The sequence below is a fragment of the Georgenia sp. M64 genome, from assembly GCF_038049925.1.
Classification (GTDB): Bacteria; Actinomycetota; Actinomycetes; order Actinomycetales; family Actinomycetaceae; genus Georgenia.
The window spans coordinates 2318757-2331419 of the sequence record NZ_CP145809.1; the positions used below are offsets into that span (position 1 = coordinate 2318757).

The following is a 12663-nucleotide window of genomic DNA, read 5'->3' on the forward strand; positions in this document are numbered from 1 at the left end:
CCCGGCGACAGGTCCACCATGGGAGGGACGGCGGTCTGGAGACGCGATGACCGATGCTGACGGCACGCCACGCCCACGCGGCGACGCAGGGCCGGGACCGCCCGCGCCGCCCGGCCGGGCGGCCTCCGGCCCACCACGACCGACCGGCCCACCACCGACCGGCCCACCACCGACCGGCCTGCCGCTCCCGGTCCCGCCCGGCGTCCGGGCCCAGCTCCTCGCGACCGAGCACTGGAGCCTCCTGGCGACGCGGTCGCAGACGTGGGCCGAGGTGATGGCCAGGATCACGCTCCACCTCACCTTCACCTCGGCGAGCATCGTCTCGCTCGCCCTCGTCGCGCAGGTGTCGGGCTTCGGCCCCTCGTTCCGGCTGCTCGCCGTGGGTCTGAGCGGGTCGGTGCTGCTGCTGGGCTCGCTGACCCTGGTGCGCGTCTTCAACGCCAGCAACGACGACCTCGCCCTCGTCATGGGGATGAACCGGCTGCGCCGGGCCTACGTCGACACCGACGCGGGGATCGAGCAGTACCTCATCACCGGGACGACGGAGGACCCGGCCGGCGTCGGCCGGACGTACACGATGGTCGGTCGACGCAAAGGGGGCCAGTTCTTCGGGAGCACGGCGCTGTTCCTCCTGGTCGTCAACGTCCTCGTCGCCGGGGTGTTCGCCGCCCTGGTGGCCGGGTCGTGGGACCTCGAGCGGCCGGCCGTGGGCCTGCTCGGGCTCCTCGGCGCGGCCGCCTACGTCCTGGTCGTCGCTGTGCTCATGCGTCGCACCTTCGCCCGCGACCACCCGGGCTTCGCCGGCGTGCCGACCTCGGAGCCCTCGCCCTGAGCCGTCCGGCCGGACCGCGCCCGCCGCACGGGTCCTTCCGCTCCGGGGCTCCGACGCCTACCGTGGACCTGTCCGGTTCGTCCGTTCCCAGCCGGTGACCCGGCCCGCAGGGAGGGAGCTCGCGATGACGCGACGCCCGATCGGAGTTCTCACCGCCGCGCTGGTGCTGCTCGTCGCCGCCCCGGCCGTCGCCGCCCCGTTCCCCGACCGGCTCGAGCTGCCCGCCGGGTTCCAGCCGGAGGGGATCGCCGTCGGGTCCGGTCCGACCGCCTGGCTCGGCTCCCTCGCCGACGGGGACATCTACGCCGTCGACCTGCGCACCGGCGCGGGCGAGGTGGTCAGCGAGGGCCCGGGCACGCCGTCGGTCGGTCTCGCGGTCGACAGCCGGGGGCACCTCTTCGTCGCGGGCGGCCCGACCGGTGACGCCCGCGTCGTCGACACCGCCACCGGCGAGGTCCTGGCCACCTTCGCCCTCACCGGGGAGAGCCCGACGTTCATCAACGACGTCGTCCTCACCCGTGAGGCGGCCTGGTTCACGGACTCCTTCAGGCCGGTGCTGTACCGGGTGCCGCTCGGGCCGTCCGGCGCCCTCCCGGATCCCGGCGAGGTCACCGAGCTCCCGCTCACCGGCGACTGGGAGCAGGTGGCCGGCTTCAACGCCAACGGCATCGAGACGACGCCGGACGGCAGGGCGCTCCTCGTCGTGAACTCGACCACCGGGGTGCTGCACCGCGTGGACCCGGCCACCGGCGAGACCCTGGCCGTCGACGTCGAGCCGCTGCCCGCGGCCGACGGCCTGCTGGTCCGTGGCCGCACGCTGTACGCCGTGCAGAACGCGGTCGGGCAGATCGCCGTCGTCGAGCTCGACCCGGCGGGCACGCGCGGCACGCGCGTCGACACCCTCACCAGCCCCGACTTCGACGTCCCGACGACCGTCGCGGCGTTCGGGTCGGACCTCTACCTGCCCAACGCCCGGTTCGGGACTCCCCCGGCCGGGGCCGCGTACTGGGTCACCGTCGTCGACCGGTGAGGCCCGGCGTCCCGCCGCCGCCTCAGTTACCCATCGCCTCGGCCCTCGGCCGCCTCAGCCCTCGGCCGGTGCGCCGCCACGGGCGTCGAGCATCTCGCGCAGCACGGTCAGCTCGGCCTCCTGGGCGGTGACGATCGCGCCGGCGAGGTCGCGCACGACGTCCTGCTCGGCCATGTCCACCGCCGCCTCGGCCATCTCCACGCCGGCCTCGTGGTGCGGGATCATCAGACCGAGGAAGATCCGCTCCGCCTCCACGCCGTCGGCCTCGGCGAGCGCGGTGAGCTCGGCCCGGGTCGCCATGCCCGGCATGAGCCCGTCGGGGGCGGCGCCGTGGTCGCCGTGCCCCTCCATCCACGCCATCGGCTCCGCGGGGCCGGACTGCGGCAGGTTCCAGGTCTCGAGCCACGCGTGCATCTGCCCGGCCTGCTGCTGCTGGGTGAGCACGATGTCGAGCGCGAGCTGGCGCACCTCGGGGTCCGCGCTCGCCTCGCGCACGAGGACCCCCATCTCGACTGCCTGGAGGTGGTGGACCCGCATGTCCCGGGCGAACCCGGCGTCGGCCGACCCCTCCGCCGGTGTCGCCGCCGACGGCGCGAGCCGGGTGCCGGCGAGCAGCCCACCCACCGCGGCGAGGGCCACCAGCAGCGCGGCGACCGCGACGAACGCACCCTGGCGGCGCGCCCCGCCCGCGGCCGGACCGACCTGCTCGTCCGAGTCGGTGGGCAGCGTCACGGCGGCGGGCATCAGGCGGGCGTCCCGACGCCGCCGAAGCAGGCCGCGCCGGGCTCGGGCGTCTGCTCGCCCTGGAGGTACCGCTCGAGGAAGACCTCGAGCCGCTCGTCACCCGCGTCCTCGACCTGGAGCTGGAGACCCCACGCGCTGGCCACCACCGGGGCGGGCATGTCCGCCTCGCCCGGGCTGAGGAGACCGTACGCCTCCCCCTCGACGAGGTCGGTGAGGATCTCGACCTGCTCGGCCGGGAGGTCGGGGTCGTAGGTGATCCACACGGCGCCGTGCTCGAGGGAGTGCACCGCGTTCTCGTTCGGGACGGGCTCGGTGTAGACACCGCAGTTGAGCCACGCGGGGTTGTGGTCACCGCCGACGGGCGGCAGCGGGTCGTACGACACGGCCGTCTCGACGTGGTTCGAGGTGAGCTCGGTGAACTCCTCGACGCCGTCGATCGGCGCGTTCGCCGCGGCCTCGACGGTGGCGCGCTCACGCGAGGCGTTGACGAGCGGGACGGCGACCGCCGCGACGAGGGCGAGGCTCAGCCCCGCGGCGCCGCCGACGATGAGGTTGCGCTGGCGCCGGTCCCTGCGCTGCTGCTCGGCCCGCATGGCGGCCACCTGGGCCGCGCGGTCCTTGGCGTCCACCTTGCGGGTGCTCACGTGGGGTCCCCCAGAAGTTGTGCTTTCAAGTACCTCGATGCTAACCCGCGCGTCGGTCAGGGCCAAGAACGGTCGTGGGTGCGCGCGAGCACGCCGACAGTACCGGCGGAGCCCCCGCGCGCGGCGCGGGGAACCGCGACGGCCGCCTCGTCGGGGAGGTCGGCCGTCGCGCCCGGCGCCAACGGTCCGTTCAGGGGTACTACGGTGCCGCGCGCTCCCTGGTGAAGGTCCAGGTGGCGCCACGTCCTCGTGCACGCCGGGCCACACGTTAGGCAGTCCTCGGTCGGGACCGTCGGGACCTAGGTCCCCGCGTTCGAGACCGGGACCTCCGGGCCTGTCCGACCCCGTTGCGGGTGGCAGGCTGAGAGGAAGCCGACGAGGTCCCGGCACCGGCGCCGGGCGGGCAGGAGGACATTCCCATGAGCGCGCAGAACGTCCCGCCGGGTGCGGTGGTCGTCGGGGTCGACGGCACCGGGAAGGACCGTCGAGCACTCGCCTGGGGTGCCGCGGAGGCGGCGCGCCGCAGGACCGGTCTGCACGTGCTCTACGCCTACCCCTGGACCGTCTTCGCCAGCGAGTACGGGATAGCCCCCAGCGCGGAGATCCTCCGCGACGCCTCGGCGGTGACGGACGCGGCCGTCGAGGAGGCGCTGGAGGCGGTCCCGGGCCTCGTCGTCACCACCCAGGTGGTCGTCGCCGACGCCGCGGTGAGCCTGGTGACGGCGTCCGAGCAGGCCTCGGTCGTCGTCCTGGGTGCGCGCGGGCGCGGGGCGGTCGCCGGCGCGCTGCTGGGCTCGGTCTCGCAGTCGGTCGCCGCCCACGCGCACGGGCCGGTGGTCGTCATCCGGGAGCGCGGGGGCACGCCCGACGGCCCGGTGGTCGCCGGTGTGGAGCCCGCCCAGGGAGCGGCGGCCGTCCTCGAGTTCGCGTTCGAGCAGGCGCGCGCCCACGGCGTGGGCCTGCGGGCCGTCCACGCCCACTCCCTCGCATCGTTGCGGACCGACTACTTCGGACCCCGGACCGAGGAGTTCCTGGCCCTGGCCGCCGAGCAGGTGGTGAACAAGGAGCGGTCCGCCATCGACGCGCTCGTCGCGGCCGAGGCCGGTCGGGGCGTGGCGGTGGAGGTGGTCGACGTCGAGGGCCACCCCGTCGACGTCCTCGCGGAGGAGGCCGACGCGGCCAGCCTCGTCGTCGTCGGAAGCCGCAGCCGCAGCGGCCTCGCGGCGCTGCGCCTGGGCTCGGTCAGCCGGGGGGTGCTGTGCCGTGCCCCGGTCGTGGCAGTCGTCCGGGTGCCGGTCACCGCGCGGTAGCGCACCCGGACCCGTCCTCCACAGCCGGGTTCCCCACGGCACACCGTGTGCTGCGGTGCACGGCGGGCACGCGCGTGGGTGGGTGGCGCTTTGCTTCCCTCAAGGAGGCGAACCCCATGACCAACGAGTCGCTGCAGTCGCTGAACGTCAACACCCTCATCGGCAACACCCGCCACCGGGGAACGGCCTGGCACTACCGGGCCGATCTCCAGGGCGAGGAGCCCAACCACTACCCCGGTCCCATCCCTGTCGAGGACGTCGCCCGGCGGCTCTTCGGGTGGGACGCCCTGACGCGCCGGATCGCCGTCGAGGTGCCGGCCGACGTGCGGTCGATGACCCACGTCAGCCCCGCCGGCACCCCCATGCGCTGGGTGGACGTGCCCGGCCGCAAGGCGGTGGTGCGCTCGGACCGTGACGACGGCGCCGTCCTGGGCGTCTTCACCGACGCCTACGTGCCCCACCAGTACGCCCAGTACCTGCTGCGGACCCTGTCGGACATCCTCGACGACTCCCTCTCCGTCAGCTCCGCCGGACTGCTCAAGGACGGCGCGGTCGCCTGGGTGGAGGTCTCCGTCCCGGAGTCGATCGTCACGCCCGAAGGGGTGGAGTTCCGGCCGAACCTCCTCGCGACGACGACGCTCGACGGCTCCCTGGCCACGACGTACAAGCGCACGGTCACCGACGTCGTGTGCGACAACACGCGCAACGCCGCCCTGCGCGAACGGGGGCAGCACGTCAAGATCCGCCACTCCCGCAACTCCCTGCTGCGGCTGGACGCCGCCCGGCAGGCCCTGGCGATGGTGCACACCACCGCGGAGGAGTTCGCCGCCGAGGTCGCGCGGCTGTGCCGGATCGAGGTCGACCACCGCACCTGGAGCCGGTTCCTCGACTCCTGGGTGCCCCGGACCGCTGCGGACGGCGCCCGGCTCGCCCCGCAGGCGGCCCGGATGGCCGAGCGCAAACGAGAGGCCCTGGCCGGGCTGTACGCGCACGACCACCGCACCGCACCGTGGGCCGGGACGGCCCACGCGGTGCTGCAGGCGGTCAACACCTACGAGCACCACCTCAGCCCGATGCGCGGGACCTCACGCCCGCAGCGCAACATGCTCCGGACCGTCAGCGGTCGGTACGACAGCCTGGACCGTGCGGCGTGGCAGACCCTGGAGAAGGTCCTGGCCACGGCCTGAGCTGCGTCACATCGCCCGGGCCAGGCTGCGACGCAGCGCCCACGACCCGACCAGCAGCAGGACCACGGCCATGGCGGCCAGCACCCCGAGCTCGAGGGCGATGTCGGAGAAGGTGGCGTCGTGCCGCTGGATCTTGGCGAAGGCGTCGTAGCCCCAGGCGTGCGGGGTGATGTGGGCGGCCGTGCGCAGGGCGTCGGGGAAGAACTCCAGAGGGGTCATCGCCCCGCCGAGCGCCCCCAGGATGAGGCCGGAGCCCACCCCGACGCCGGAGGCCGCGGCGTCGTTGTCCATGACCGAGCCGATGACCATCGCCGCGGCGGCCGCGACGGCCGCGAACAGGGCGAGGACGACCACGGACAACCACACGGTTCCCCAGTCCACGCCGAACACGAGGGCCGTCCCGGCCATGATGTACAGGCCCTGGACCCCGGCGATGGCGAACCGGCCCAGCGCCTGGCCCCGGACGACCCCGCCGGTCGTCACCGGCGCGGCGAGGGTGCGCCGGTGACGACCGGTACCGGCGGGCCTGGATGAGGGTGGCGGAGCCGGCGACGGAGATGAGGAAGACGAACAGGAGCAGCTGGGAGCTGGCGCCGAGGTCGAACTGCCCCAGGCCCGAGAGCTCCTGCGCGACGGCGTCGACGTCGACGACGGACAGCGTCGGCGGGCTCACGCGGCCGGCGGCGTCCTCCAGCGCGGCGCGTGCGTCCTCCTCGGCCACGCCGCCCGCACCGGTGAGCGCCGCGAGCTGGGCGTCGCTCACCCCGACCGCGCGCACCGCGCTGCGGACGCGTTCGAGTGCTACCTGGGCGCCCGCCTGCGGGCCCGTGACGACCTCGACGGTCACCGGCTCCCCGAGCGCGGCGCCGGCGGGGACGAACACCCCGGCGTCGCTGCGGCCCCGGGCCAGCAGCTCGCGCGCCGCGTCGGGCTCGGCGAGTGTCACCGCGACCCCGTCGCCCTCCAGGACCTCGACGAGGGCCGAGCGGACCTCGCCGGCCTCACCGGCGACGACCACGCGGCCCTGCGGTCCGTCGCCGCCGAACTGGGAGCCGATGAGGACGACGAGCAGCAGCGGGAAGATGAAGACGAAGAAGATGTTGGACCGGTCCCGCAGGAACCGCCGCAGCTCCACCCCGGCGATCGTCAGCGCGCTCATGGCGCCGCCGCCCGGTCCGGCACGAGCCGGGAGACCGCCACGGCGACCGCGGCGAAGCCGAGCATCGTCAGGACCGGGACGCCGATGTCGCCCAGGCCCCCGCCGCCGGCGGTGATCCCGAGGCCGCGCATGAGCGCCGCGACGGGGTTGAGGTCGAGCACCCGCGCCAGCAGGCCCGAGGCCGCGAGCGGGAAGAACGCCCCGCCCGCCACACCGAGGCCCATCGCGAGGATCGACTGCATGACGCTCGCCTGCTCGGCGGTCCGCGCCAGCCGGGCGACGACGAACATCAGGGAGGTGGCCGCGGCGACCGCGCAGAGCACGAGGACGCCGACGGCGAGCGGCGAGCCGAAGTCGGCGCCGAACATGAGCGACCCCGCCACGAGGAGCACCGTGGTCGCCACGACGCCGAGGACGAAGCTCACCAGGGCCTTGGCCGCGACCACCGTGCCGGGTCGCATGGGCATCGAGCGCAGCCGGGCCATGGTCCCCTGCTCGCGCTCGGCGACGAGGCCGAGGACGCCGAACCCCACGGTGAACAGCAGGAACAGTCCTGCCTGGCCGGCCACGAGGGTTGCCGACGTGCTCAGCTGCTCGCTCGACGCCACGCCCTCCTCCAGCGTGAGGGCGCCGGTGTCCGTCGCGGCGCGGGCCGCCACCTCGCCGACCGTGTCGGGCGGGAGACCCGCTGCCGAGGCGGCCGCGGCGGCCTCGGTGCCGGCGGCGAGCTGGTCGAGGACGCCCTGGGCGACGGCGAGGAGCACGTCCGTCTCGACGCCGGCCCCGTCGCCCTCGACCATCTCGACGGTGACCGGCTCCCCGGCGCGGACGGCGTCGCCGAACCCGTCCGGCACGATCATCGCCAGGTCCGCCGTCCCGTCCGCGGCGAGGGCACGGGCCTGCTCCGCCCCCACCTCGGTGAGGGTGACGTCCGGCGCGTCGATCCGGGCGAGGGTCTCGCCGAGCACCGGGGCGAGCTCGTCCCCCGCCGGGGCCGCGACGGCGAGGGTGACCGGTTCGAGCTCGAGCTCCTCGGTGCCACCGAGGACGAGGTTGAACACCGCCATGAGCCCGAGGGGCACGGCGATGCCGAAGATGAGGACGGAGCGGTCCCGCAGGCGCTGGAGAAGGTCGCCCGCCGCCATCGTGAGGATGTGGCGCATCAGTCCCGCAACGCCTTCCCGGTGAGGTGGAGGAACACCGACTCCAGGTCGGGGCGGGTGATCTCGACGTCGCTGAGCGACATCCCCGCGGAGGTGGCGCCGGTGACGACGTGGCTCACGGCCGAGGGGGCGTCGCGCACCGTGAGGGTGAGGGTGTGCCGGTCGGCGTCCACGCGCTCGACCGCGGGGAGCCGCGCGAGGACCTCGGCGGCCTCGGCCAGGTGGCCGGTGCCGGTGAGCCGGATGTGGTCGACGCCGCCGGTGAGGCGGATCAGCTCGTCACGGGTGCCCTCGGCCTGGATGCGCCCCGAGTCGACGATGGCGATGCGGTCGCAGAGGCGCTCCGCCTCCTCCATGTAGTGCGTGGTGTACAGCACCGCCATCCCCTCGCCGGACAGCGCCTCGACCGACTCCAGGATCGCGTTGCGGGACTGGGGGTCCACGCCCACTGTCGGCTCGTCGAGGATGAGCAGCGTCGGTCGGTGCAGGAGACCGACGCCGATGTTGAGCCGGCGCTTCATCCCGCCGGAGTACTCCTTGGTCCGGTCCTTGGCGCGGTCGGTCAGCCCGATGAGGTCGAGGACCTCCTGGGTGCGGCGGCGCAGCCGGTCGCCGCGCAGCCCCTGGAGCCGGCCGAAGAACGTGAGGTTCTCCCGTGCGGTCAGCTCCGGGTAGATGGCGAGGTCCTGCGGGACGAGGCCGATGTGCCGCTTGACCTCGACGGCGTCGGGCACCACGGCCCGACCGGCCACCGTGACCGAGCCCCCGTCGGCGGCCAGCAGCCCGGCGACCATCGAGATCGTCGTGGTCTTGCCTGCCCCGTTGGGACCGAGGAGCCCGTACGTCTCGCCCCTGGCGATCACGAAGGACACCCCGTCGACGGCCGTGAGGTCGCCGTAGCGCTTCTCCAGACCCGTCACCGCCAGGACGTCCTCGGCCGTCACGGCCTCTGCTGCACCCACGTCGCCCATCCGTCCCTCGGCCCCCCGGCGGGGTCCATGCTGCCACCTGGGAGAACGCACCGGAACACCTCCGGCGACGACGCCCGACCGGCTGCGGCCGCAGTGCCGGGAGCCCGTCCGAGGTGTCACCGAGCGGCTGCGCAGCCGGCTCCTGCCCCGCCACGCCGACGCGCCGCGCCGCCGGCCGGCCCTGGTGCGGGGCGGCCGGCGCACCCGGGCTCGTGGCCCGGGCGCGCCCGACCCGCGCGATCGTCCCACACCGACGTTCGCGTCAGCGCGCCTGGCGACCGGCAAGGTCCGACCGTCGGCGACAGACCTACCGTAGCGATACCCCCGGGTGTATCGAGGAGACCTACGTCCCGCACGAGCTCCGGGATTCCCACTCGAGCTCCTAGAGGCTGCGGGGACGGTACGCGGCAACCAGCGCGTCGAGGAGCCGGTCGGTGTCCTCGTCGACCTCACGCCGGGTGGGGTCGCCGTCGTACCAGTCGACGATCTCGCGGGCGCCCCGGGCGAAGGGCACCTTCGCGGTGAAGTCGGAGACGAGTCGCCGCACCTTGGTGTTGTCGAAGATCACCGAGTGGGCCTTGTCGCCGAGCAGGGAGGCGCCGAGCTCGGGGTCGGCCGCCGCGATCGCCTCCGACGCGACGTGCACGAGACGCGGCTCCACGCCGGCCGCCTCGGCCATGAGCGTGTAGATCTGGTTCCAGGTGAGCACCTCGTGGGAGGTGATGTGGAAAGCCTCGCCGATCGCGGAGGTCGCCCCGAGCAGCCCGGTGAAGCCTGCGGCGAAGTCGCTGTTGTGGGTGAGGACCCACAGCGACGTGCCGTCCCCCGGGACGACGACCTCGGCGCCGCGCCGCATGCGCTCGACCGTCGTCCAGCCGCCGGGCAGCGGCACCATCGTCGCGTCGTAGGTGTGCGAGGGGCGCACGATCGTCGCCGGGAAGCCGTTCTCCCGGTACTCGCCGACGAGCACGTCCTCCGCGGCGATCTTGTTCCGGGAGTAGCCCCAGAAGGGGTTGCGCAGCGGGGTCGACTCGGTGATCGGCAGCCGGGCCGGCGGGGTCTGGTAGGCCGAGGCCGAGCTGATGAAGACATACTGCCCGGTCCGTCCGGCGAAGGTCTCCACGGCCGCGCGCACGTGGGCCGGGGTGAAGGCGAGGAAGTCGGCGACGACGTCGAAGGTCTCCTCCGCCAGGGCCTCGCGCACGGCGGCGAGGTCGCGCACGTCGGCCCGCAGCTCGCGCACCCCCGCGGGAAGGGGCCGGGTCGTGGACCGGCCGCGGTTGAGCACGGTGACGTCGAACCCGTCGTCAGCCGCCCGGCGCACGCACGCCGAGCTGATGACTCCGGACCCGCCGATGAACAGGGCCTTCATGTTTCCTCCTCGTCGCGGTCGGCGGGTGGGGCCGGCCGGTCTCCCATGCTGCCAGCAACGCCGGCCGGGCGACGACCGCTGCCGGCCCCCGCCGGCCGCTGCCGACGGGCAGGCGACGACACGCGCTGCCGGCTGACGTCAGCGCGCCCACCTTGCCGGCAGACGTCAGCGCGCGCCCACCGACGACAGGGCCTCGACGACGCGGGTCATCGGCGAGCCGAGGTTCCACCGCTCCGCCAGCGCCAGGACCGCCTCGGGGTCGGCGGGGGTGGCGGGCAGGGCGTCGTCGACCTCCGCGGCCGGGGCGTCGCGCGCCACCCGGACCACGAGGGGGGCGACGTCGAGGTAGTCCCGAGCCCCGCGGAGCCGAGTGCGCTGGGTGGCCGAGACCGCCCCGCCCTCGGCGTCGACGGCGGCGCGGAGGCCCGCGAGACTGCCGTGCCGCGCGAGGAGCCCGGCCGCCGTCTTCTCCCCCACGCCGGCGACCCCGGGCAGCCCGTCGCTGGGGTCGCCACGCAGGATCGCCATGTCGGCGTAGGCCTCACCCGTGGCGACGCCGTAGCGCTCGCGCAGCCGCGCCTGGTCGACGTGCTCGAGGTTGCGCAGCCCGCGGGCGGTGTACAGCACCACCACCCCGGCGTCGTCGTCGACGAGCTGGAAGAGGTCGCGGTCGCCGGTGACGATCTCCACGCCGCCGGGCGCCCGGGACGTGACCGCCCGGTCGGTGAGCGTCCCGATGACGTCGTCCGCCTCGTAGCCGGGGGCACCCACCCGCGCGATCCCCAGGGCCGCGAGGGCCTCGACGATGACGGGCACCTGCGCGGTCAGGGCCGGCGGCACCTCCTCGCCGCCGTCGGCTGCGAGCCGGTGCTCCTTGTAGGACGGGATCGCCGCCACGCGGAAGGCGGGGCGCCAGTCGTCGTCCCAGCAGGCGACGAGTCGGGACGGCCGACGGTCGGTCACCAGGCGCGCGATGGTGTCGAGGAACCCGCGGACCGCGTTGACAGGGGTGCCGTCCGGGGCGGTGACGGAGTCCGGGACCCCGTAGAACGCCCGGAAGTACAGCGAGGCACTGTCGAGGAGCAGCAGCGGGCCGGTCGAGGTCATGGGGTCCAGCATGCCCTGCGGGCGCCGACCGCGGGCGGGCGGGCGTCCGACCAAGGGCGCGCCCGGTCCTCAGGCGCCGGCCGCGGCCGCCGTCGGGGCGGCGGTCGACACCGCCGAGCCTCGCCGGCGCCGCGAACGACCCGGGACCAGCGGCGACCACCACGGGCCGCGCGCCTCGCGCGCCACCCGGCGGGCCTCCTCGAGTCGCCAGGAGCCCTCGTCGTAGCTCCACTGGTTCCACAGGCGCTCCTGCATGAGCACCATCTCCACGATCTGTCCGCTCTCCACGTTCTCCTCCTCGTCGGGGTCCCGCCGGTCCGGTCGGCCGGCGTGGCGTTCTGCGCCGGACACGACGATCCCCGCCGGCGCCCGGCCCGCGCATCGGTGGTGCATGCCCATCTACCGGGGACCGGGTGCCTACGGCAGCGCCGCCCATCCGAGATGGGCAACCCGGTCCGGCGAGATGGGCAACGCCTACCGATGTGCCGCCCGCCGCCCGGCGGGGACCGTGGTCATGCCAGGTTCCCAACCGACCACAGGAGGACTTCCATGAACCAGGTCACCACCGAGGCCACGACCCGCAACGGGGTCGACACCGCGACCCTCTTCGCCACGCTCGACGCGGTCAGCGCCGATCCCTCGATCGCCGACTTCCGGTTCCGTGCGCACAACCGCTGGGTCAGCGGCACGCACAGCCAGGGACGGATCAGCGGGTTCTACGGCGCCGGCCAGGAGATGAGCCACCTGCGCGAGACCGTCCTCGACGCCGACCACCCCCAGGTGCTCGTCGGCAGGGACACCGGGCCCACGCCGGTGGAGTACGTGCTGCACGGCCTGGCCGCCTGCCTCACCGCAGGGCTGGTGAACATCGCCGCCGTCCGCGGGATCACCCTGACCTCCGTGGAGTCGACCGTCGAGGGTGACATCGACCTCATGGGGATCCTGGGGCTCTCGGAGAGCACCCGCAACGGCTTCTCGCAGGTGAGGGTGCACTTCACCATCAGCGGCGACGCACCGGAGGAGGTCCTGCGGAACCTGCTCGAGCGGTCCGCGGGCCGCTCCGCCGTCCTCGACGTCGTCACCAACGGCGTCCCGGTGACGATCGACGCCACCGTCCGCTGAGCGGCTCCGCCTCGCCGGGGAC

The 12663-nt window shown here is 74.5% G+C and carries 13 protein-coding genes; 5 read left to right on the forward strand and 8 right to left on the reverse strand.

All coding sequences use genetic code 11. The annotated features are described in order from the left end of the window. Positions 1-46: 46 nt before the first annotated feature. Both AAEM63_RS10455 and AAEM63_RS10460 read left to right on the forward strand, forming a co-directional pair. Positions 47-832 (forward strand): hypothetical protein, encoded by a 786-nt coding sequence (locus tag AAEM63_RS10455; protein ID WP_341358210.1) that lies wholly within the window; start codon positions 47-49, stop codon positions 830-832. A gap of 124 nt (positions 833-956) precedes the next feature. Beyond that, complete coding sequence (locus tag AAEM63_RS10460; protein ID WP_341358211.1) at positions 957-1862, forward strand: hypothetical protein; 906 nt, start codon at positions 957-959, stop codon at positions 1860-1862. 54 nt (positions 1863-1916) lie between these two features. On the opposite strand, the gene AAEM63_RS10465 is transcribed toward AAEM63_RS10460, so the two are convergent. Both AAEM63_RS10465 and AAEM63_RS10470 read right to left on the reverse strand, forming a co-directional pair. Next, entirely contained in the window at positions 1917-2606 is a 690-nt protein-coding gene (locus AAEM63_RS10465; RefSeq protein WP_341358212.1) for a DUF305 domain-containing protein, read from the reverse strand. Beyond that, entirely contained in the window at positions 2606-3250 is a 645-nt protein-coding gene (locus tag AAEM63_RS10470) for a DUF3105 domain-containing protein (RefSeq protein WP_341358213.1), read from the reverse strand. Before AAEM63_RS10470 ends, AAEM63_RS10465 begins: the two co-directional genes overlap by 1 nt. Before the next feature lie 419 nt (positions 3251-3669). Here AAEM63_RS10470 and AAEM63_RS10475 point away from each other — a divergent pair, with 419 nt between their 5' ends. Together AAEM63_RS10475 and AAEM63_RS10480 are read left to right on the forward strand one after the other, a co-directional pair. After that, entirely contained in the window at positions 3670-4560 is an 891-nt protein-coding gene (locus tag AAEM63_RS10475) for a universal stress protein (RefSeq protein WP_341358214.1), read from the forward strand. Between the two features lie 116 nt (positions 4561-4676). Next, positions 4677-5747: a DUF932 domain-containing protein gene (locus AAEM63_RS10480; RefSeq protein ID WP_341358215.1), complete on the forward strand. Its 1071-nt coding sequence runs from the start codon at positions 4677-4679 to the stop codon at positions 5745-5747. Between the two features lie 6 nt (positions 5748-5753). Here the strand turns inward: AAEM63_RS10480 and AAEM63_RS10485 are convergent, their stop codons facing one another. The 6 genes from AAEM63_RS10485 to AAEM63_RS10510 form a co-directional block, all read right to left on the reverse strand. Then, a complete protein-coding gene (locus tag AAEM63_RS10485) occupies positions 5754-6230 on the reverse strand; it encodes an ABC transporter permease (protein ID WP_341358216.1) in 477 nt (158 codons plus the stop codon). Positions 6231-6902: 672 nt separating this feature from the next. After that, positions 6903-8069 (reverse strand): ABC transporter permease, encoded by a 1167-nt coding sequence (locus tag AAEM63_RS10490; protein WP_341358217.1) that lies wholly within the window; start codon positions 8067-8069, stop codon positions 6903-6905. Then, entirely contained in the window at positions 8069-9031 is a 963-nt protein-coding gene (locus AAEM63_RS10495; RefSeq protein ID WP_341358218.1) for an ABC transporter ATP-binding protein, read from the reverse strand. The genes AAEM63_RS10490 and AAEM63_RS10495 overlap by 1 nt, the downstream gene beginning before the upstream one ends. 391 nt (positions 9032-9422) lie before the next feature. Further along, positions 9423-10412, reverse strand: coding sequence for an SDR family oxidoreductase (locus AAEM63_RS10500; protein WP_341358219.1), 990 nt, complete (start codon positions 10410-10412; stop codon positions 9423-9425). Between the two features lie 165 nt (positions 10413-10577). Beyond that, the gene (locus tag AAEM63_RS10505; RefSeq protein ID WP_341358220.1) at positions 10578-11519 is read right to left on the reverse strand and encodes a 5'-3' exonuclease; all 942 of its coding nucleotides are present in this window, start codon (positions 11517-11519) and stop codon (positions 10578-10580) included. Between the two features lie 69 nt (positions 11520-11588). Then, positions 11589-11807 carry a hypothetical protein gene (locus AAEM63_RS10510; RefSeq protein WP_341358221.1) on the reverse strand — a complete coding sequence of 73 codons (219 nt, stop codon included), beginning with the start codon at positions 11805-11807 and terminating at the stop codon, positions 11589-11591. Between the two features lie 261 nt (positions 11808-12068). Here AAEM63_RS10510 and AAEM63_RS10515 point away from each other — a divergent pair, with 261 nt between their 5' ends. Then, positions 12069-12641: an OsmC family protein gene (locus AAEM63_RS10515; RefSeq protein ID WP_341358222.1), complete on the forward strand. Its 573-nt coding sequence runs from the start codon at positions 12069-12071 to the stop codon at positions 12639-12641. Positions 12642-12663 lie beyond the last annotated feature (22 nt).

Bases quoted from the DNA above. Each gene is read 5' to 3' on its own strand.
- AAEM63_RS10505 (WP_341358220.1), bottom strand. From the start codon at position 11,519: ATGACCTCGACCGGCCCGCTGCTGCTCCTCGACAGTGCCTCGCTGTAC.
- AAEM63_RS10515 (WP_341358222.1), top strand. From the start codon at position 12,069: ATGAACCAGGTCACCACCGAGGCCACGACCCGCAACGGGGTCGACACC.
- AAEM63_RS10500 (WP_341358219.1), bottom strand. From the start codon at position 10,412: ATGAAGGCCCTGTTCATCGGCGGGTCCGGAGTCATCAGCTCGGCGTGC.
- AAEM63_RS10480 (WP_341358215.1), top strand. From the start codon at position 4,677: ATGACCAACGAGTCGCTGCAGTCGCTGAACGTCAACACCCTCATCGGC.
- AAEM63_RS10475 (WP_341358214.1), top strand. From the start codon at position 3,670: ATGAGCGCGCAGAACGTCCCGCCGGGTGCGGTGGTCGTCGGGGTCGAC.
- AAEM63_RS10465 (WP_341358212.1), bottom strand. From the start codon at position 2,606: ATGCCCGCCGCCGTGACGCTGCCCACCGACTCGGACGAGCAGGTCGGT.
- AAEM63_RS10455 (WP_341358210.1), top strand. From the start codon at position 47: ATGACCGATGCTGACGGCACGCCACGCCCACGCGGCGACGCAGGGCCG.
- AAEM63_RS10460 (WP_341358211.1), top strand. From the start codon at position 957: ATGACGCGACGCCCGATCGGAGTTCTCACCGCCGCGCTGGTGCTGCTC.
- AAEM63_RS10490 (WP_341358217.1), bottom strand. From the start codon at position 8,069: ATGCGCCACATCCTCACGATGGCGGCGGGCGACCTTCTCCAGCGCCTG.